Genomic DNA, 20415 nt, shown 5'->3' on the forward strand with positions numbered 1-20415 from the left:
ATCTCTTGGAGTGTGTGACTCGACAGCGGCCAATTTTCTCGACGTACGAGTATCACAGACCAGGGAGTATGGACACAAGTAAATTTGAGACATGAGCTTTCTCTCACACGGCCTGAAAAACCGCACGGGACTGAGGAAGAATAGTATCAAAATTATATAATAGACAAAGTCCTGGTATATGTTCGCAATAGCTCACTCGTTCTTGCTCGTGGTCGCGAAGGACGGCTGCGATGAGGTTACAGCTTGAACTGTTGTATTGGACTTATACCTGGAGTCTCCGTTCAATGTGCTGCGACACAAGCAACTGTCAAACTGAGTAGCCACACTAAGCTGCGGCCTCTATAGTACTACACAGGGCGTACTATAATGGGTTGTACCGTGGGCAGTTCATGTAGCAATCCACGTGTTTCAAATCCACCGCTAAGTTTTGTTACTATCCCGGCGTCATCGAGTTGAACATGACGTTTAAACTCTGAAATAGTGATTGAGTAGTGGCTTAGCTTCACTCTGTAGTGCCTATAGATGCGGCACATCGCAGGGCGTACGCGTAGGCATCCCACTCGAACCGACCATCTCTCTACCCCCACAATCCAACACGCGGCTACAGGACGCCCGTAGAGCCATCCCAAATGACTCCGAGAGGGATGCATCCTCTTATAAAAATAAACCGCTCAGCGAGCATACTGTGAGTTTGAGGCTACGTGGAAACCACACGAAGCACTCGAATAATAGTAATAATACTTATATAATTGTCTAACTACCAAATCACACATACAAAGTCTAACTCGCACCCATGCGATGTATCTATACTCACCTTTTTGATGGGTGAGCGAATGGAACTGATTAATGCCGGATTCCTCCGCCCTCTACGATTCCCTTCGTTCGATTGCCGAGCAAACGGACGATGATATGAGCGAGCGCGACGTTGAGAATCTATTTCTTGAACATGGATTCTACGATGCGCTTGACTACGAAGGCACGGGAACCGACCTACGGAGTGAGTTTACTCTGTCCGACGACAGACGCCCCGACTACATCACTCTCGACTCGAATGAAGCTGTGACTGCGGTGTACGAGTTCAAAACTACAGGCCGCGACCTTCCACCCCACGAATCGCAGTTGTTCGGATATATGGAGTTTCTGCGGGCCGAATATGGGGTACTGACCAATGGGGAGGAGTTGCGACTCTATCAACGAGGCGAAGACCGCCCGCTCATCGTGGTGTCGATGGCGTCGATTACCGAGAGTGACGCCCGCGACCTCGTCAGTGCCCTCCAGAAACGCGAGTTTGACCTCACAAGTGCGGATGATGTGAATGCGTTCCTCGAAGACCTCGACCCGATTCCTCTTGACGAGCAGGCCGACCTCGGACAAGAACACTTTTTCGACACCTTCCGGCTCGAAGAAGGCAGTCCGTTCGCCGACCTCGTGACCGGGATGATGGATTTGCTCGAAGAACTCCGCGATGAGCGAGAGGCGAAGTTCGTCAAGGGGGCTTACGACTTCTGGGAAGCAACCTATGCGAGCGAACCAGACGAAGTACCGGATTCGTGGGAGCCGTTCATCGACGGGAACCAGTCGTTACGGGACTTTATGTTCTGTCTCGAAAGCGGCCACGCCCTCCTCGCGCGACTCCTCCTGGCGAAAGCTACGGAAGACCACGACTTTTTCGCGGGAACCGGGTACGACGGGATGGACGATTACTTCCGAGGATTGCAGGGCTTCGGCCAAAGCATCAATCTCGACGCCTTCCCCGTCGCCGCCGACAACCTCATCGACGATATGCAGGACCAGCTGGTCGAAGGGCTGTTTCAAGACGACATTTTCGTGTGGTGGACTGATGGTTACGAGGAGCAACTTTCGCGAGGGCACGAAACTGGGCCAAATCAGTTCGAGGCCGTCGCACGGGAATCCGGTGGAGTCGAGCGGATTAGCGAAGCCACACGAAACCGCTTCAGTCGTGCTGTCGCCGAGGTCTTCTTCAACGTTCTCCGATTCGACTTCGGTGACGTAGAAGGCGACCTCCTCGGCGACCTCTACCAGCGGTATTTCGACCCGGAGACGCGCAAAGCTCTCGGGGAGTTCTACACGCCTCAGCCGGTCATAGACTACATTATGGACGGCGTCGGCTACGAGCGCGGCGTCTCCAGTGAACGTCTCATCGACCCGGCCTGTGGTTCGGGGACGTTCCTGGTCGAAGCTGTTGAACGGTATCTTGCCGACGTAGAACGCTATGAGGACGACCCGGACTGGAAAGACCACCTCCAAGACCTCTGTACCCGTCCACGCGTTGTCGGACTCGACATTCACCCGTTTGCCGTCTTGATGGCACAGATTCGGTTCGTTGTCGCAATCCTCCCCGCGTACCGTGAAGCGAAGCAATCCCATCCCGATTACACTATTCGTCGGCTTCCCATCTACCGGACGGACACCCTACGGAACGAACGCGAACTCACCGGGGCAGACCTCGGCGACGACGGGACGCGACAGATGACCTTCGACGCGATGACCGAGGACGAGCAGGACGTGCGGATTCCCGTTCCGCTGCCGGTCGAAGTTGATGAGAACGAAGCCGCCGAGACGGAAGACGGGTTCCTCGTGCGCCGTGTTCGGATGCCGCTGTTCGACACCATCCAGTTAGAGACGGGTGTGGGGAACTTCGGAGAGTACTTCGCGGCCCTGCAAGGCGTTCTGGACACGGTCAAAGACCACATGGCCCTTGCCGAGGAGTTTGGAGGTGAGTTCGACTGGACGTACCAGAGCGGTCTTGAGGAGCGAATTAACCAGCACACCTCACAGGAGTACTCCGGCGTTGAGGAGTTCTTCGCGCCCTACGTGAACGATATGCTGGAGAACGTAAGGTATCTCAAGGAAGAACACAATGACGGGCGGCTGTTCAAGATGTTTGAGGACACGGTGCTGGCCCTCGTCGTGAAAAATTATATGGAGTACGATTACGTCGTGGGCAACCCCCCCTACGTTCGTATTCAGAATCTTCCAGATAATCAGAAGGAGATGATGGATACTCTCTACGATGCGACCACAGGTAATTACGATATATATTGTCCGTTCTATGAGCGAGGATTAGATTGGCTCCGTGATGGAACTGGTAAACTTGGCTTCATCACGTCTAATCAATTTTTTGTAACAAACTACGGAAAGGGACTCCGAGATGTAATCCGAAATCAATCTGAAATTGAGAAAGTTTGTGACTTCCGTGATGTACCGCTATTTGATGGAGCGACCAACTATCCTGCAATTCTCTTTCTGTCTCCAGAATCAAACAGTCAGGCCCGCACCGAGAACAAAATTAGATGTATTCGACTTAGAGGCGATGTTGAGCGGAATGAGGACGACCTTACTGAAATCGTTATGAGTGATATTCGACAAAACGAATCCAATCCGGGGCATAGAGGTGAATACGTCCATGTCTTTGATTATCCACAGAAGAATCTTGACGGTGGCTATTGGAGTTTCTGCCCCCCCGAAGAAAGAGACATTTTACAGAAAATGCGGCGACAAGGTGAAAAACGAGTACAAGAAGTTACAGATGCTATCTTCCACGGGACTCAGCCGGGATGGAATAAGGTCTATGTTGTAACTCCTATTGATGCAGATAGGGTTTCCTCCGCTGATTCTGGTGATACTGTAACTGTCGTACCGCGCGGTGAATCACAAGAATACGAAATTGAAACGGACTTGTTACGTCCATGGCTTCAGGGACGTGACGTTCAACGGTGGCGTTGTGAGTGGACAGGTCAACACGTGATTCTCCCGTATCGAATTGAACAAACGGAAGATGGAATTGAAGTTGATGTGTACTCTCAAGAATATCTGAAAGCCAATCTTCCGAAAACGTGGGACTATTTCAAAGAACATGAGGCTGTCTTAAAGGAAAGAGAAGGGGGAATGATGGCGAGTCGTGAAGATTGGTATGCATTTACTTATCCGAAAAGCCACCATCGGTTTGAGCAACCCAAGATTATTGGAAGGCAGTTCTCGGATTGCGCACAGTTTATGCTGGATTCTAATGGAGACTGGTATTTCAAGGGTGCATATGGGGTACAGTTAGAATCACAGTATCAAAACCGAACTGACGAAATGTGCTGTCAATTGAACTCAAAGGCGCTCGATTTTCACTTCAAGCATATTGCTACTCAAAAACAAGGTGGTTACTATGCGTACAGAAAGCAATATATTGGAGAATCTCCCTGCTTCATCACCCAGCATGATGAATTTGATATATTGGCGGAAACAATTGCTGAAATCACCAGAATCGTCGATTTAGAAACAAAAATAAACCGGTTCCCCGAGGCGTATCTCGGAACTTACGACGGTGAAATTGAGTACATCAATTACGAATGGCAAACTCGAAGGTATCCAGTCAACGCCGAAGTACAGGGAGACGTGGATGGTGACTTCACGGTACAAGCTGGTCGGTCGGACACGATTAATGACCCAGCAATGTACTCTGATGACCGCGAAGCCCGGAAGCGTCGAGCCGAGTACGTCCACGCCGCCGTAGATGGTCGCAATGTCAAGAGTGGTGAGGAAACGACTATTCCCATCCCTCGGAGCGATGACGGCGTTGTTGAACTGCTGAACCGCCTCGATGACGACCGCGATGAGGTGGCGGCGACGAACATCGAAGAACTGGAAGGAGAGATTGACGACGCGGTGTATGACTTGTTCAACTTGACCGAGGAGGAGCGTGAGGTCGTGGAGGACTACCTCGAAGTGTTCTGACTATCTCCCGCCGTCATCGCGTTGGTTCACGAGAAAGTCGTAATCAATTAGTCGTCGTCCACCTTCTCGGATAATTTTCTTATCTTCTCCAGTATATCCTCCAATTCTTCTTCCGTCACGACCGGCTCCTCCGTTTGATTTCTCGCAGTTTTTTCAATCTCTTGTCTGGCAAACTCTCCACGTTGGAGGCCGTACTTTGCGATAAAATTCACCAAGTCAACTAAGGACACAATCATGTATGAGAAAATAGCGATAAGCACTATCATCGCAATAGGGGAGTAGTAGACAAAGTCGAGGACTGTAGCAAGGAGAATCAGCCCTAATGGGATATATAGATTATATTGAAAAGTAGTGATTAGGTTATCGTACTCTCCAATCTTCTGCCAAGCGTAAATGAATAGCTTATCGCTGAACGATGTGACGAGAGCCAATCCCGCGAGAACAATCGAGAAGATTGAGGCAGAAACGACAATAATTGTGTTGAGCATACTATCAGCGGCTGATTTTGGAACGTCACCTCCTGTGAGAATATATACGGAGAATAGCACTATGACGCCAACAAAAGTATCCCAGCTCAAAATGAGCCGGGAAACACCCATATCTGCGAGTCGTTTTAGAATACTCTTTTCATACATCACTCGATATTTTGCTCAAGCCGCGCAAGAGCGTTGTCAATCTCTGTTTTTAGTGCTTGTTTCCTCGCTTCTGTTTTGTTATTTATCTCTCTCCGTACACGGATAGGGACATTTTCGCTCCGAACGTCCACCTCCTCACCGTCGGCCTCTTTCCCGATAACTCGCGCTGTCCCATAGCCCTCCTGAGCGAGATTCAAGCCGCTATCGAACAGCGGGACATTTTCGAGGATAATTCCGTCGTCTCCTCCATCCGCTCGTAGGGTGAGATTTTCGATGCCACCCTCCTCCAGAAACTCATCCATCTTATCGGACCCCGCTGTGCTGCGTGGGTTTGTGGGATGGAGACTGGTAAATCGAATTGAGGCGACCTCTGTGATTGCGTCCAATTTCTCCATGAACTTCTCTTTGTCAATAAGGGGGGCAATCTCAAGCGTCTCTACCCCTTCATGAAGGCTGTTGAACGCATATTCGAGAACACGATACGGAGCTTTTGGCCCGACGTTTCGTCGGTATTCGTACGCCATGACCGAAGTACGCACATCAATCAAAAAGAAGGAAACGTCAGCAGTTTCCATTTCTGTCTCGACGTAGTCTTTTGTTTCTTCGTCAAGCACCTTATCTTCTCGACCTGTATGCTTCCCTAATTTACCGTATATAAGATACTCATCTGTCCCCACTCCGGCATAATTCCACTCACCTCGATTGATGTACCCTTCTCCATCGGTATCTTCCAGCAATCTTGTCAGATTCGTGTCGTAGTCGATAACTTCCAAGAGATTCTGCTTACGACGTTCTATCTCCTCCAAATCATCTGTAAAGTGCTGCAACTTAGTCTCGAAACTCAGTCGGGCGAACCGAACCGTCGTACTCATACGTACTTCCCTGTTTACAACATTATAATACTACTGTAGGTGTGACATGACTGAGTTTGGTTACACGGAAGTAACGAAACTGGCAGTGGTAGATGGTAGCCTGACCGGATACAGAGATTTATTATACCACGTTTTGATTCCTCGCCGCCTCATCGTGTTACGGTTGATTATGCCATAGGGGACAAACTCGCCTGGGTTCGCTATTCCATCTCTTGTAGTTGAGCTTCGCGTTTCGCTTGGTGATATTCTTCCGGGCGGAATACCTGCGGGTAATTCTCGATGAATTTCTTGAGCTTCGGATAGGAGTACGGTTCTTCGGGATTCGTTCGCCACATATCGTACCGCTCTCGGGGAATGTTGTGCGTTTCAAATGACGACGAAAAGTGGGAACCATTGGATTCGTGGTGAATCAAGGCAATATCGAACGAGAAATCTACAGAATCTGCTGTCTCGTCACAGGTGGGACAAGAGAACTCCGGTGACTTGGGGAGGTCACTCGGGACTACATCGTAGTAGTCCAGCGCCTTGGCGCATTCATCACACAAGTTCGAGTATTGTCCGAGAAAGACTGCCCACTCGGAGTCGGATACTTCGCTCACTGGTTTCAGCGCGTCTTCGTCGGGAACAGAAACGCCGTAATCACAGAGAGCTTCTCCGTCTTTGATAATGTGGTCACGGGGAGACGAAATACCCGTTTTTCCTTGCATTCGATAGTAGATGTGAAATGAGGTTGAGTCAGTAGCGTCCATATATATCGCTACACACTCCTCCTGCATAGTTCTTATCAATTTTCTTACTATAGACTTAACGCTCTATCTTTAAGTCTTTACTTCGCTGTGGGCTGTTGGAAACCGGACGCACTTAGCTAAAGAGACTGGCTTTGTTCGGCATCTGACGGGCCAAGCGACGAGCTATCAGACACAACAGTGTTTGAATAGTTGCGCCCCCTCCTCGCGTATTGACTTGATAGAGCGAAACAGAACGAACTTCCGATGAATTGAGGCGGTGTATCTTGAGGTTGAGTTACCTGCCAAAGTCCGGCTCTTGAGCAAACCCGAAGGCGTTCCAAATATCTTCTATCACTTGGTCAATCATCTCATCAGTAGAATCAGAGTAGTCCTGAATTGCCATCTCTGGAAGGAGTGCCATATTACGGTCTAAGACTCCGCTCATCTCTGGGCTGTGAACTGGCGTTTCAATCTCAATACCCTCCGCACCGATTAGGGAAACGAATAGGAATATTGGCAGTGGTACGTCTTCTTCCTCCAAGAACTCCAGATAGTCCGGGAGAGTGTGCTCAAGCATTTCTCTTACAACGACTGCTGAAAACGTGTCTTCCCCATCATCGAATGGAGCACCAAAGGGGAAACCGTTTACCGTCTCTATGATTCCGTTCCTGTAGATTTGGATGTATCCAGAGGGGTCATCAGAAGGGCAATATTTGACGAGTCCATCCAGATTGTACCGGTTTCCGTGGGGCCGGACCTGTCTCTGTAAACTATCCGGAGCATCAAACACATCGAATGATTCGATGACCCGCGAATCTCTACCCGCACTGAATGCACGTAGTGGGATGAGATGTATTGCTATGAGTGGCGAATCAGCGATTTCAACAGGAGTATCATTAGCACGAATGTCTGCGAGACGGTCTGCTCGATAGTCCCGTATTTTCTCTGCATTAGTCTCTGATAGAATAAATTCCCTTCTCAGTTCTTCAACGTCAAGTGGGTATTTGCCGTTACTACTTCGCGCATAGAATTTGTCGTGACCACCGAGAGTCACCCTGTGTGGGCTTCTGAAACTTTCTCTCACTCTAACGACTATTACGTGTTCGTCACTGTTCACCTCGATGGCCCTTACATCATATCCTGGTATTCGAGGGTTGACCCCGTCTCGAATAATGCTATCCAGTCTGCCAACTTCCTCATCTACGTCTGACATTTCCAAGTCATGGAAATCGACTGGTTCTCCACTATTATCGTCTTCCTCAATCCCGTAGATTAGGTCCCCTCCTTGCGTGTTTGCAAACGAGGAGGCTTCCTTAGCCAGCGTCTTCCGGTCGCCGCGTGTCTCTGGTAATTCCTGCTTGTATTCAATGGTCTTCCCCTCCAAAACGGCGTGGTCAATAAGCTCTTGCAAATCTGCTTCTATTATGTCGTCAAGTGGTTTCTCTATCACATGCAAATAAGGACTCTATAGCAACATGAATCTATTCTCGTTGGAATAAATAGATGTGAGCTATACGTCCACGAGATAGTCCTCTCGTCTTTCCATCTGTTCCTCCTTCGTCGCCTTGTCGTAATGTTTGTCCATGACCTCGTGGCTCATATCCACACGGTCAGCAGTCACCTCCTTGGGCTGACCGGCGTTCAATGCTTCAGTCACGTAGCCCCGGCGGAGTGCGTGGGGACTCACAGAGGCGGGACACTTGCTGGCCGTATTGTACGAGGTCGCTTCGCACTCATCGAGGTCGCGGTCCATCGGACACTCACCAGTGTAGTGGCAGGGCCGAGTCGCCGTGTAGATGTTCCGCTGGATAGTCGAGGGTTCACACCGCTTCCCGTGGCTGGACATGAGTAGCGGCGTCCGTCCGTGTTCGTCCTCGCCGCCGTTGTGGTTGAACCGGAGATAGTCACGGATAATGCCTGCAACTTCCCCACTGATACGCACGTCCCGCTCCCCTCGGCTCTTGTTCTTGAGCGGCGATTCCGTCTCGGGGCGGTGACGAACTCGGAGATATGGCTTCGCGCCGTCCTCGAAGTCCCGCTTGTCGAGTGCGTACAACGAGCTTCGGCGCATCCCGGTCTTCCACAGTACTGCAAAGATGACGTGACGCAAGCTCGCGTACTCGTGCTTCTCCAGGTACTCCAGAATCTTCGTCGCCTCGTCGCCTGTAAGGACGGCGTCGGCTACCTCGTCCTCGCGGTTCGGCTTCGGGATACGGACTAATCCATGCATCCCGTCAGGGACGGCGTTGATGTGTTCACAGAAGCGGATGAAGTCTTTCACGCACGTCATGTCGGTCTTGAGCGTGATGGTCTTCACACGCTCCAGCCGCCACTCTTTGAACTGCTGAATCTCGTCACTCGTCAGCGTGTTCAACGTCGTGATGCCCGCCTCATCGCACAGCCAATCGCAGAAGATGTTGAGTGTCGTCTTGTAGTTTGACACCGTCGAATCGGTTACGTCAGTGGACTTGTCTTTCAGATAGCGGTTCTTCGCTTCGTGTGGTGGGGTTGCGTTCATGTGGTTCTCCGACACCGAACGCACGAATTATCCCGATGTATGCTCGCCCGCAGAGTGGCACATCAGTTTCTTCGCACATACCCGCCGAAGCGCCTTCACCGCGTTGCGGCCTGAAGGCCCTGCTGAGGCGGTAGAGGCCCCGGGTTCAAATCCCGGCGAGTCCACTTCCCTCGTTCTTCGCTGCGCTCGAACTCGGTCAGTGGACTCGCCGTAGTTCGCAAACGCTGCGCGTTTGCTCACTCCCGGCGAGTCCTTCTGTGTCGCGAGCAAACTCACGAGAGAGGCGGATGTGGACCCCCTGAATGCTTTGCGCTTGCTCGGTCCCGGCCAGAGTGAAGACGGTGCTGCCGAGGTCGTAGCCGAGCATACTGATTTGTACGATACCGTTGGTTACGAATGCAATGGCAGTGAAGACGATGCCAGCCAGTGCGTCCTCGATGTCGATCTTTCCAAACATTGTGGAGTGGCCGCCGTAGCGGCCATATCCGGCGCGTGCAGTCTGCTGGCAAGCAAGTACCGATCCCGGGAGTCTCTGGAACCACCCGAAAGGTCTAGTAGATGGACTGCAGGGCGGATTGTATGGAGATGCGCAAAATCTCTCCGGCCGGTGGCTGTGTGACCGTCTCGATTCCGATTGATGACCTGCGCGAGCGCGAAGTTGTTGACGACGATGGCGAGCTCGCCGGGAACCACTGGGCGAAAGTTCAGTAAATTGGCGACGACGAAGAAGGCAATTGCTGATTAGAGCTAGTCAGTCCATGATATACGATTGCACTGAGAATATAGGTGTACTATACTCACCAGCGCAATTTGCTCATGATTCTATGCTCCCAATAGGGTTTTTTATTCAAAGCTCTCAAATCGGTCTCAATATCACTAGCTATTTGACTGGTTTCTTTTCGTAACTCCTGATACTCGTCAATATCGTCCACATAATCCAGTATCTCTCCCTGGAAAATCAATCTGCTCAAAGCCGAACTCCAGTTGCTAACTCCCTTTTCTTTCCAAGCATCAACAAAAGTCTTTCCTGAGAGGTGCATGTGAACCTCTTCATTTCCAGAAGAGGTTTGGTAATCCTTTTCGGCATATTCGTCCTCAACATCCTGAAAATCTTCTTTATTCTCGCACGCCCACTTTCTGAAGGACTTGTATTCGTACCTATATGCCTCAGGAGTATACTCTTGCGAATCAAATCGAGAATATATAGAAGAGAGTATCTGGAGTTCTCCATCTTCCATTTTCAAAATATCATTCTGATTGACTTGGAGAAAAATCTCCTCCCTACTTGATAATCGGTTTTCTGCCTCCGCGATATTTGACAGGTTCTTTTTATATCGGGCTATATCCTCTCTTGTAGACTCTTTTAGCAAATCCATCGTCGCCTCTTCTATTTCATTTGCCTTCGAAATTGGATCTCCAGACAAATCTGGAAAGTCATTATTTGCGGAACTTTTGATTTCGTCTAAAAGTGGCAATGCAACTTTTTGTCTAATACGCTTTTGCTTCTCTCTCAAAGATGCGAAATATGTCGCAGCTGATGCTCCTAAAACTGCTGACAAAATAGGTATAAGAATACTCTCAACCATTTACTATTTCCATTTTTATATCCTCCCTTAATCTTTGGCCCATTTAGAACTAGCGGAAGAACCAATTGTAAGTATCTATCCCCGTATGAATTATGATAGCTGAGCCGAGACTCCTATGGGCCGTAGCTCGACAGAAACGAATCCCCGAAATTGCACACACGACCGAGTAGCTGTGTGTGCAGAACCGGGCCGCGTGGGCTGTGGGCTTCGGCTCGATCTCTGCTGCGCGGGCGGTTTCACTCGAAATAACCCCGATATCGCGGTTCCAGTTCGACGAAAAAACTAGATGCACAGGGTACGTGTGCAATTCTATGCGCCTGCGAATGACTGACCATCGGGAACGGATGCTCGACGCACTCCTCGATGCGACCGGCGAGAACACGAAGAGCAAGGCGATAGACAAAGCGGTGAACCACTACTGCCGGTGTGCCGGGGCGAATCCTGCCCATCCGACTGGGACGTATGAGGAGCTGATGGAAAGAGCAGTAGAGCAAGGAAGCTTAACTCTGGACGAGATAGCCGAGATACTGTATACTGATAGTCTCCCTGTGAGGCACAACAGAGTACTTTATTGGGAGTGGACCTTCGTGAGTTCGTTAATTGGTTTCTCCAGTAGCTGAAGTCAAACTTCGGACCCTAAAGGACTCTCTTTCAATTTCTGAATGATATCATCTTCTTCAATTTCGGAGCCTAGCCTATCTTTATTCACTTTTGCTATCAATTGTAGCTCTGTCTCTCGTTGTTGAGTCTGATCTTTTTTGAGAATACGTAGACCCTCTTTCAGCCCTCTCGCTACACGTGAGCCTTTCTCGGTTTCTTTGTAGATATGAATATTACCATCATCCTCTTTATACACAAGTTGAAGGTCGTCATAAGACTCCAAGATGCTGGAAAACCCCGGATCCATTGGTCCCCAGTAGACTCGTCTGAAGGGCCAATCTTCTCGTAGGTTTGCCGATTCGCGGAACTCTACCAGTGACTTATGATACTTTTTTGCTCCATCTATTTCTCCATCGAATTCGTCTAACATCAACAGACGATAGTGAAAAGCAGCCTCATCATTAGGGAGTACTTCCTCAGGGATGTCAGTCATGCTCCCCATTCCTCCAGACTGGTTTGATCTATTGTTGCACGTTTTAGCTTAAGAATCCGTTCGCTAGGGAATTCTTCTATCATAGCTTGATCTGATGAAGTAATGACTATTTGCTGGTCTACTGACTTTAGGTGTTCTAAAGCCTGAAATTTTATATCTTCATCTAAATGTGAGAAGGGCTCATCCATCACTATGACCGACCAGTCTATTATATCAGTAGCATCCGCGTGGCTATTCAAGGCAAGTGCGAAAGAGATATTCAGTAACTGTATTTCTGAATCGCTCAACTCTCCTCGCCGATTGTAAATCCGGCGTTCATCTTCACCAGGTAATCCAATTGCACCGTTGTCTGGGTTGATTTCTACTCCTCTTCCTAATTCCCCTGATAGCATGTTGAAATGCTCAGTCCATGTTTTTTCGAAGTCGTTCAGAGCTCTTGTATAACTATCAGCCCGTATTTCATTCAGCTCTCGTTTAAAATCGTCAATATCTGAGTCTATCAGCTCTCGTTGCTCTTCAGTTTTGGATAGATCATCCTCAATTTCACTCAAACGGGCTTGAGAATCATTCAGCTCCGTTTCGACCTGAGACAAGTTTGTACGTGCTTCCTCCAAAATTTCGGAGGTTGTCATTCCCTGTTCCAGCCTATCTACGGCTTTGGAGTTTAGATTGGAAAGTTCCGGTTGCCTCTCCTCTATCTCTCTAATTTCCGTATTGACCTCTTCTAATTCATTCTCATGCTCGTCTATTTCTTCAGTTAGTTTCTCTGGTCGCCCTTCTGCCTCTAACTTCTCACTTCTGAGATTTTCTTTAAGACCCTGTATCGAATTCTCCTGATTGCAGAATGGGCATGTATCGTCTGAATGTATCCGATCTTTGGCGGTTTCCGAATTGACACGTCCTTCGCATACGGGACAGACAAACTCCTTCATCGCTTCAACGATTATATCTTCAATTTCAGTCTCAAACCGTTGAAGCTCGTCTATCTCTTCTTCCTTCTCAGATATCTTACGGTTAAGCCCTTTCCTCTTTTTATATAGGCGATCAACTTCCTGTTTTAAGCTCTGATCTCGAGCCAACGTGTCTCTTATTTCGTCTAGTCTTCCACTCTCAGCTATTTCAATTAGTTCCTGCCATTCATCCTGTTGCCTTTCTAACTTGGAAATCGTCACTGTCAGGCGATTATGCCGATTTTCTAAGCGTGACTGTTTATCGGATTTCTCTACTAATCGAGTATTCTTTTCTTCGATTAATGACTCAAGTTCCTCGACCCGGCGTTTGGAACTACGATTCGTTACACTTAGAATCAAATCTAATCGCTGCTTCCGACTAAGTGTGGTCAGCGGTAATTGATCAAGATGGGAGTGTAAGAAGTGATGTCGGAGTATTTGCGTTTCGCCAACACGCCCTCTTAGCTTTTCTTCTGCGGTATCTTTTGTGTAAACCTCTCCATTCCATTCATATTTCCGCTTAGGCTCTGCACGAGTAATTCGTGAGCCATCGGTGAATGTAACGGACATTTTGTTACCCCCTCCCGGTCTAATGCCAAGCGACTCATCAAGCCCAAGAACACCATACAATAGGGCGTTGAATGTTAGACTTTTTCCACTTTGATTAGGTCCATGAATGAGAACAGATTCTGAATTCAGTTCGTGCAACTGAGGGGTTTGCTCTTTTGTATAGATATCCTGGGCAAACCTTCTAATCTTGAATCCGCTAATGTTCATTACTAATCTCCTTTGGCGTCCTTTCTATCGCTCGTTTTAATTTGTTCATTGATTTGATCACAAGTCCGGTACATACAGTAGCTACCAACAATCCTCCAACTACACCAAGTATACCAAACTCAAACCCAAGAGCGAATGGAGCTGTAAGACCAATAAGAGCGAAAGATGCTCCGGTTGTAACTCCTTCTTGAGCCTTCTTATCTAATCTATCAATTATTTCTTCGCCACCACCGGAATACCAATCAGTAAAATCACCTCCTTCGTTCAATTCTAACCTCATACGAGCAATTGCAACATGTTGCTCGAACCTCTCTTCGATTATATCGTTTGTAAACAACCTCGCCATCTCGGACAAAATACTTGCAGGTGCCAGCGCAAACAATATCAATATCCTAGAATATGTGCTGGCACTACTCTCAATCACAAACAAGTATATCAGGAGTCCAGAGTAGGCTGTTAAACTGCCTAACCCTGCAATCTCGTCTTGGTTAAGAGATTTTATTGAAGCCACAATTAGATGGGACTGTATTCTTGTTGTGCGCCAAATTGGATATGTCCATCTAATACAATAAACATTCGGGCTGATTATCAAATACTAATGTCCAGATATCAAAACAGTGTAGTCCTATCTTTCTAAGTACGTTTCAACACTTTCCACATGGAGATGACACTGATTGCTTGGCTCACCTATATTGCTTGGTTACTACGCATCAAGATACCGCCGAGCAGTCCCAATTATATCTTAATTCTGGAATTCCTGCGAAAGCGGCTCCACCAACTGCGTCTACGCAGCATTTGATACCGTAATCAACCCGACCCACAGAAGCGAAAGTTTACCTCTCCTTGCTTATATCAAAGATTATGCGTATTTACTTCAAGAGGGTAGCAAGACATGGTTGATAACGATATGACCCTTACCTTTTCTCTTAGGAACAATCGAGGCGTCTATGCGCTTTTATTAGGTTCTGGTGTTTCTATGGAGGCAGGAGTTCCCACTGGCTGGGGCATTGTCGAAGATTTGATCCGCGATCTGGCCACAGCAGAGGGTGAAGAACCTACCCCAGACCCATTTCAATGGTATGAGGACAAGTATGATCAAGAGCCAGCATATGACGAGTTGATGGAACAAGTCGGTCCATCGAAAGAAGATCGGCAATCTATTCTTCAACCCTACTTCGAACCGACTGAAGAAGAGCGTGAAGAGGGTATCAAAACACCCAGCGAAGCGCACAGAAGCATCGCCTGGTTGGTTGATGAAGGATATATCAACATCATCATCACAACCAATTTCGATCAGTTGCTTGAGCAAGCTCTGCGCGAAAGGGGGGTCAATCCAGTAGTCATCACGAATGCAACCTCCGCTGCAGGTGCGGAACCACTTGCTCAACAGGACGCTGTAATCCTCAAAATCCACGGCGATTATATGGAGACGAATATCAAAAACATCAATTCCGAGCTGCAATCCTACGATGAAGAAATCGAAAGTCGGCTGAACCGTGCGTTTTCTGATTATGGTCTCATAGTTTGTGGATGGTCTGCTGAATGGGACCCTGCACTACGCGAAGCGTTACTTGAATGTGAAAGCCGACGATACTCTACGTACTGGGCATATCATGGTAGTTTGGAAGAACAGGCTGAACGTCTAACAGAACATCTCAGTGCTGTTCCGGTGGAAATTGATGGTGCCAGTAAATTCTTTTCGGACCTTAAGGAGAGGGTACAAGCTCTGGAAGGCGCAGAATCGGGAGCACCGTTAACCAGAGAAGTTGCCAGAGAGCGAGTCAAACGGTACATGACTCGTGATTCTAGAAAAATAGACCTCTCGGATTTAATAAGAGACGAAAGAGAGAGGGTCTACTCTCAAGTCGTTGATGAAGAGAGATTTCCGCTCAATATAGATGGAACTGAGGGAAACATCGAACAAAGGCTGAGTACTTATGAAAATATGGTAGGTACATTGATGGTAGCGGTAGCCACCTGCGCATACTGGGGACCAGAAGTACCGAATCCTGCGACTAATGATATATCTGAAACAGTCCGACGCTTAGGTTCCCCAACCGCGCCTTCTGGGAGGCGAAAGGACCTCTGGGATGACTTGAGGCAATATCCCGCTACAGTCATGTTGTACGGAATCGGGACAGCAGGCGTCGCCGCAAAAAATTGGGATCTGATAAAGAGACTTCTAATTGAGACAGAGACTCAGAATGGTCGCGGGATAGAAAGACCAGTAGCTGAAGATCTCAATCCATGGAGAGTCGGTAGTAGAATTAGTCGGAGAGGTGGTAATAAATACCTTCGACGGCGAATAAATGATGTTCTTTCAGAATTGCTCGATGACCTTATTCCAGATGAAACACGTTACGATAGGTGTTTTGCGCAATTTAAAATCCTCGCAGATTTAGCGTTGTTAGATTTGTCTGAAGACTCTCGATTTAGCCCTGATCATCTCCCTGTAATATATCCTGTCTCTGCTATTGAAGAACTCGCGACGGATCTGGAAGCTCAGGGGGAAAATTGGGGACCAATACAATCTGGGATGTTCAATAGCTCCGTAGATAGGGCAGAATCACTTCTTGAGGAGCTACAAGAGATAACCCGATTCTAATTATTGATCTAATCGCTGTAGAGAACACGGCTCGGCGTCGGCCGTTGAAGATTCGACACATCGAGCTCACCTGCTAGGTACCGCTGGCCAGCTCCAGTGATATCGTAGTTCTGGAACTCCTGCGAAAGCGGCTCCACGAGGTGCGCCTGCGTAAGCATATGACACCGCTCACGAACCCGGCCCACAGACGCCCACAGCGACACCTTCCGGGCGATATACTTCGGCGTCGACCAGCCTCCAGCACGCAGTAGTTCGAGTATCCGTTCACCCAGCGGGACCATTCATTGAGCGGGGTTGCGTGACATGATTCAGGGGGGCAACGTCGTCAGCTATTGATTCCGGGGCCGTCGGCAGCACTGCTCTCGTCGTTGGAGGAACCGCAACCGTTCATATAGCGTTCTTTCTCGGCGTCGTACTCGCGCTTAGGTTCCCCCCATCAGTAAGAAACTCTCAAATCTAAACATTTACCGGTCAAAACCCCGGTCTCGGCCCTGTCTACTACCGCATGAAATCCGGAAGTTCGTCGTTGTCTTCACGAGCAGCCTCGACTTCGTCCGGGTCGATACCCAGTTCACGGAGCGCTTCGCGCTCCTGTTCGGGTGTTTCGATCGGTTCCCCGATCTCACCCTTATGCAGTGCGACGGCTTCGTCGAGCATCTCCAGCGCCTCCTCGCGAGTCTCGCCCTGCGTGGTGACGCCGGTCTCGACGTCGGTGATGACCCACCCGTCGCCCTCGCGCCACATCCGAATCTCGTCCTCGTGGTCGGGCTCGCTGTCGCGCGTGGAACTCGCCATACACCGTTATATGCAGCGACACGGCGAATAAACCTTCGGCAGCAGTCTGGTCACCGCGTGCACGGTAGCCTATATAAACGGCTGTTCTGCCGTCCGCTGTCCGTGTTCTGTACCGCGACGCTCGCCCGTCAGGCGTACTGTTGTTCGAGATACGCGACGATGTCGTCACTCTCGTGCATCGTGACACCACGCTCGGTGTCGACGAGGAACGGAATCTGGTCGTCGCCGACTGTCGAGAGGACACTGTGTGTGAGTTCGTTCGTCACGTCGCCGCCGTCCGCTCCGGGGAGTCGCGGGTTGTGGTTGACGTACGAAACGCCGAGTTCCGACAGTTTTTCACGAACCTTCTCGCTGTGGGGACAGCCCTCGGACTGATACAGCTCCAGCATAGTGTCAGAAAAATAGAAGGCGTGTGTACAAAAACGTCCGCTCCGGTGAGCTGTCGAACGCGGGCGAGTGGTCCCGGGTCACCGATTCACCGACGGCCCCGGCTGCTCGCTCGCGTCGAGCTCACCTGCCAGATACCGGCGTCCGGCCCCCGTAATCTCGTAGTGTAGCAACGCCCGCGACAGCGGCGCGACGAGTCCCGTCTGGCTCAGGAGCCGACACCGCTCCCGAACCCGTCCGACCGACGCCCCGAGCGATACTCGGCGAGCAATCGACCGGGGTGTCGCCCACCCTTCGGCCGCCAGCAACTCCAGGATACGCTCGTCCAGCGGCGTCATCCACTCAGCGGGCCGGCGGGCCATCCCCACCTCCGTCAGCCGTCCACGCCGGGGCGTTCGGTCGCGTCCCCCTCGGTTTTCGTCTCGTCGTCATCGCCGATATACCGGCCTTGCTCGGCATCGTACTTACCTTCGAGGTAGGCCTCGCCCGCCTCTGAGAGGACGTAGACGCCGTTGGCGAGCGGGCGCAAGAGGCCGTTGTCGGCCAGCTTCGTCAGCCGTCGGGAGACCGACGACTTCGAGATATGTATCTCCTCGCGGTTCGCGAGCTCCGTCGGGGAGCCGTTCCCCTCCTCGCGGACGACCTCCAGAATCCTGTCGTCCCAGATTGTCATCCACGAGCCGGACTGTCTCATTGCTCTCGGGTACGGAATACGGTGTTGTCTGTGCTGGTAATGTGCCGTTTACCACACGGCATCCCACAAACAGAAAACCGTTGCATTCTTACAACAGCACCACGTTGTAACCAACGCGGGGTGCCCATACCGGGGGCGTTCCGGACGGGGGAGTGGCACACCGCCAGCGGACACACTCGGGAGGGCTGTCAGACGGGGGGCGCTGGAGACTGTACACTTTTCACGGCGTCCCGCCAACACGGGTCCATGACTGATAGGTGGGAAGTCCTTTTGCCGAAAGAAATCGACCCGTCGGGGCCGGAGTCCATCGCGGACTTCGCCGACTGTACCGGGATGGACGAGTACGACAGTTACGACGACGCGCTGGCCGACATCGCGCGCTACGATGCCGTCATCGTCCGCGTCGCACCGCTCACCGCCGAGGTCATCGAGCGGGCGGAGAAGCTGAAAGTCATCGCGAAACACGGCGCCGGCCTCGACAACGTCGACATGGACGCGGCCGCTCAGCACGATATCGTCGTCTGTAACACGCCCGGCGCGAACGCCCAGTCCGTCGCCGAACACGCCATCGCCTCGCTGTTTGGCCTGCGCCGCAACCTCCACACCGCCGACAGACACGTCAGGTCCGGTGAGTGGGAACGGGCGGCCTTTACCGGGCGGGAGCTCAGCAACGACACGCTCGGGCTGTACGGCTTCGGGAACATCGCACAGAAGACGGCGGCGCTGGCCACCGGCATGGGGATGCGCGTCGTCGCCTACGATCCGCGCAAGCCCGACGAGTACTTCCCGGAGAGTGTCCAGCGCGCCGAGCGGTTCGAGGGTCTGTTCCAGCGCTCCGACGCGGTGAGTATCCACGTCCCGCTGACTGACCACACACACCACTCTATCTCGACGGCGGAGCTGTCGGCACTCGGGGAACACGGCGTCATCGTCAACACCGCTCGCGGCGCGGTCATCGACGAGGCGGCGCTTGTCGACGCGCTCGAGGCCGGCACCGTCGGCGGGGCGGCACTCGACACGTTCGAGTCCGAGCCGCCGGGCGAGGACCATCCCCTCTATGGCCGTGACGACGTGTTGTTGACGCCCCACGTCGGCGGCGTGACACGGCAGGCGCTGGCCAGGATGAGCCGGCAGGCCGCGGCGAACGTCCGGACCGTCTACGAGGGCGGGATACCCGACTCGACGCGGAACACGGCCGCGCTGTCGGAGGCCGACGAATGAGGACCGAGAACGGGTTGCGGCGGGCGCTCGAAGCCGGTGAGACGGTCTTCGGCGCGAGTGCAGAGACCTTCTCGCCGACGGTTGTCGAGACGCTTGGCGCGGTCGGCCTGGACTACGTCTGGCTAGACTTCGAACACGGCGGGCCCAGCCCCTACGACAGCACCGCCCTAGAAGAGCTGACACGGGCTGCAGAGGCGGCCGATATCGAACTGCTGGTCCGGCTGCCCAAACCCGAGCCGGCGCTCATCAGGAAGGTGCTGGATGCCGGTGTCCGGACCATCCTGCTGCCCCGCATCGAGACCGCCGCGGAGCTCCGGGCCGGTGTCAGGGCGGCCCACTTCGCGTACGACGGTGCGGTTGGCGACCGCGGGGTCGGCGTGGGTCGGTCGGGCGAGTGGGCGGGCTACGTCGACAGCTACGTCGGCGGCGAGGACAGCGAGGTGCTGGTCGGGACGATGATAGAGAACCAGCGCGCCGTCGACAACATCGAGGAGATTCTCTCGGTGCCCCAGCTGGGCTTTGCCTTCGTCGGGCCGGCGGACCTCTCGATGTCGCTGTCGGGCGGTGACCCGCTCGAAAAGAACACCGAGGCTGTCTCGGCGGCTATCGACCGCACGCTCGAAGCGTGTCTCGACGCCGGGGTGCCGGTCGGGCGAATCCGCAACGGCGTCCCGGAGGCCCGGGACGCGGTCGACGCCGGCTACCGAATCGTCCGCATCGGCGGCGACACGGCGTCGATACGTGAGGTGCTGGGGGCGCGACTCGACGAGCTACGGGACTGACACGCTCCGTTACAGCAAAAATCGCG

General features: G+C 51.5%; 21 protein-coding genes. 6 read left to right on the top strand and 15 right to left on the bottom strand.

Annotated features, from left to right (window positions below; genetic code table 11):
* Positions 1-846 precede the first annotated feature (846 nt).
* The gene (locus EGD98_RS16975) at positions 847-4746 is read left to right on the top strand and encodes an Eco57I restriction-modification methylase domain-containing protein (RefSeq protein ID WP_220589589.1); all 3900 of its coding nucleotides are present in this window, start codon (positions 847-849) and stop codon (positions 4744-4746) included.
* A gap of 47 nt (positions 4747-4793) precedes the next feature.
* Here EGD98_RS16975 and EGD98_RS16980 read toward each other — a convergent pair whose 3' ends face one another.
* The 6 genes from EGD98_RS16980 to EGD98_RS17005 form a co-directional block, all read right to left on the bottom strand.
* Positions 4794-5381: a hypothetical protein gene (locus EGD98_RS16980; protein ID WP_220589590.1), complete on the bottom strand. Its 588-nt coding sequence runs from the start codon at positions 5379-5381 to the stop codon at positions 4794-4796.
* Positions 5381-6253 carry a DUF4747 family protein gene (locus EGD98_RS16985; RefSeq protein ID WP_220589591.1) on the bottom strand — a complete coding sequence of 291 codons (873 nt, stop codon included), beginning with the start codon at positions 6251-6253 and terminating at the stop codon, positions 5381-5383. The genes EGD98_RS16980 and EGD98_RS16985 overlap by 1 nt, the downstream gene beginning before the upstream one ends.
* A gap of 200 nt (positions 6254-6453) precedes the next feature.
* On the bottom strand, positions 6454-7002 hold the full coding sequence (locus tag EGD98_RS16990; RefSeq protein ID WP_220589592.1) for a hypothetical protein: 549 nt from the start codon (positions 7000-7002) through the stop codon (positions 6454-6456).
* 274 nt (positions 7003-7276) lie between these two features.
* Positions 7277-8431, bottom strand: a complete 1155-nt coding sequence (locus tag EGD98_RS16995; RefSeq protein WP_220589593.1) for an AlbA family DNA-binding domain-containing protein — start codon at positions 8429-8431, stop codon at positions 7277-7279.
* 60 nt (positions 8432-8491) lie between these two features.
* Positions 8492-9499, bottom strand: a complete 1008-nt coding sequence (locus EGD98_RS17000; protein WP_220589594.1) for a tyrosine-type recombinase/integrase — start codon at positions 9497-9499, stop codon at positions 8492-8494.
* A gap of 196 nt (positions 9500-9695) precedes the next feature.
* The gene (locus tag EGD98_RS17005; RefSeq protein WP_220589660.1) at positions 9696-9956 is read right to left on the bottom strand and encodes a DUF8023 family protein; all 261 of its coding nucleotides are present in this window, start codon (positions 9954-9956) and stop codon (positions 9696-9698) included.
* Between the two features lie 122 nt (positions 9957-10078).
* Between EGD98_RS17005 and EGD98_RS21070 the strand changes: the two genes are divergently transcribed.
* The gene (locus EGD98_RS21070; protein WP_268899791.1) at positions 10079-10210 is read left to right on the top strand and encodes a DUF8053 family protein; all 132 of its coding nucleotides are present in this window, start codon (positions 10079-10081) and stop codon (positions 10208-10210) included.
* Positions 10211-10296: 86 nt separating this feature from the next.
* Here the strand turns inward: EGD98_RS21070 and EGD98_RS17010 are convergent, their stop codons facing one another.
* Positions 10297-11085, bottom strand: coding sequence for a hypothetical protein (locus EGD98_RS17010; RefSeq protein ID WP_220589595.1), 789 nt, complete (start codon positions 11083-11085; stop codon positions 10297-10299).
* A 344-nt stretch (positions 11086-11429) separates the two neighbouring features.
* Here EGD98_RS17010 and EGD98_RS17015 point away from each other — a divergent pair, with 344 nt between their 5' ends.
* Positions 11430-11705 carry a hypothetical protein gene (locus tag EGD98_RS17015; protein ID WP_236039587.1) on the top strand — a complete coding sequence of 92 codons (276 nt, stop codon included), beginning with the start codon at positions 11430-11432 and terminating at the stop codon, positions 11703-11705.
* A gap of 2 nt (positions 11706-11707) precedes the next feature.
* Here the strand turns inward: EGD98_RS17015 and EGD98_RS17020 are convergent, their stop codons facing one another.
* The 3 genes from EGD98_RS17020 to EGD98_RS17030 are packed head-to-tail and all read right to left on the bottom strand — an operon-like array spanning position 11708 to position 14329.
* Positions 11708-12178: a hypothetical protein gene (locus tag EGD98_RS17020; protein ID WP_220589596.1), complete on the bottom strand. Its 471-nt coding sequence runs from the start codon at positions 12176-12178 to the stop codon at positions 11708-11710.
* Complete coding sequence (locus tag EGD98_RS17025) at positions 12175-13905, bottom strand: hypothetical protein (RefSeq protein WP_220589597.1); 1731 nt, start codon at positions 13903-13905, stop codon at positions 12175-12177. The genes EGD98_RS17020 and EGD98_RS17025 overlap by 4 nt, the downstream gene beginning before the upstream one ends.
* Entirely contained in the window at positions 13895-14329 is a 435-nt protein-coding gene (locus EGD98_RS17030; protein ID WP_220589598.1) for a hypothetical protein, read from the bottom strand. Before EGD98_RS17030 ends, EGD98_RS17025 begins: the two co-directional genes overlap by 11 nt.
* A 468-nt stretch (positions 14330-14797) precedes the next feature.
* Between EGD98_RS17030 and EGD98_RS17035 the strand changes: the two genes are divergently transcribed.
* Entirely contained in the window at positions 14798-16510 is a 1713-nt protein-coding gene (locus EGD98_RS17035) for an SIR2 family protein (RefSeq protein ID WP_220589599.1), read from the top strand.
* Between the two features lie 8 nt (positions 16511-16518).
* On the opposite strand, the gene EGD98_RS17040 is transcribed toward EGD98_RS17035, so the two are convergent.
* The 5 genes from EGD98_RS17040 to EGD98_RS17060 form a co-directional block, all read right to left on the bottom strand.
* Positions 16519-16791, bottom strand: a complete 273-nt coding sequence (locus tag EGD98_RS17040) for a winged helix-turn-helix domain-containing protein (RefSeq protein WP_220589600.1) — start codon at positions 16789-16791, stop codon at positions 16519-16521.
* Positions 16792-17008: 217 nt separating this feature from the next.
* Entirely contained in the window at positions 17009-17305 is a 297-nt protein-coding gene (locus EGD98_RS17045; RefSeq protein ID WP_220589601.1) for a type II toxin-antitoxin system HicB family antitoxin, read from the bottom strand.
* Positions 17306-17433: 128 nt separating this feature from the next.
* A complete protein-coding gene (locus EGD98_RS17050; protein ID WP_220589602.1) occupies positions 17434-17694 on the bottom strand; it encodes a glutathione S-transferase N-terminal domain-containing protein in 261 nt (86 codons plus the stop codon).
* Between the two features lie 78 nt (positions 17695-17772).
* A complete protein-coding gene (locus tag EGD98_RS17055; RefSeq protein ID WP_220589603.1) occupies positions 17773-18054 on the bottom strand; it encodes a winged helix-turn-helix domain-containing protein in 282 nt (93 codons plus the stop codon).
* A gap of 11 nt (positions 18055-18065) precedes the next feature.
* Positions 18066-18386 carry a helix-turn-helix domain-containing protein gene (locus tag EGD98_RS17060; protein WP_220589604.1) on the bottom strand — a complete coding sequence of 107 codons (321 nt, stop codon included), beginning with the start codon at positions 18384-18386 and terminating at the stop codon, positions 18066-18068.
* A gap of 246 nt (positions 18387-18632) precedes the next feature.
* Here EGD98_RS17060 and EGD98_RS17065 point away from each other — a divergent pair, with 246 nt between their 5' ends.
* Positions 18633-19607: a hydroxyacid dehydrogenase gene (locus EGD98_RS17065; RefSeq protein ID WP_220589605.1), complete on the top strand. Its 975-nt coding sequence runs from the start codon at positions 18633-18635 to the stop codon at positions 19605-19607.
* Positions 19604-20389 (top strand): HpcH/HpaI aldolase family protein, encoded by a 786-nt coding sequence (locus EGD98_RS17070; RefSeq protein ID WP_220589606.1) that lies wholly within the window; start codon positions 19604-19606, stop codon positions 20387-20389. Before EGD98_RS17065 ends, EGD98_RS17070 begins: the two co-directional genes overlap by 4 nt.
* Positions 20390-20415: the final 26 nt, after the last annotated feature.

The sequence above is a fragment of the Haloarcula salinisoli genome, assembly GCF_019599405.1.
GTDB classification, from domain to species: Archaea; Halobacteriota; Halobacteria; order Halobacteriales; family Haloarculaceae; genus Haloarcula; species Haloarcula salinisoli.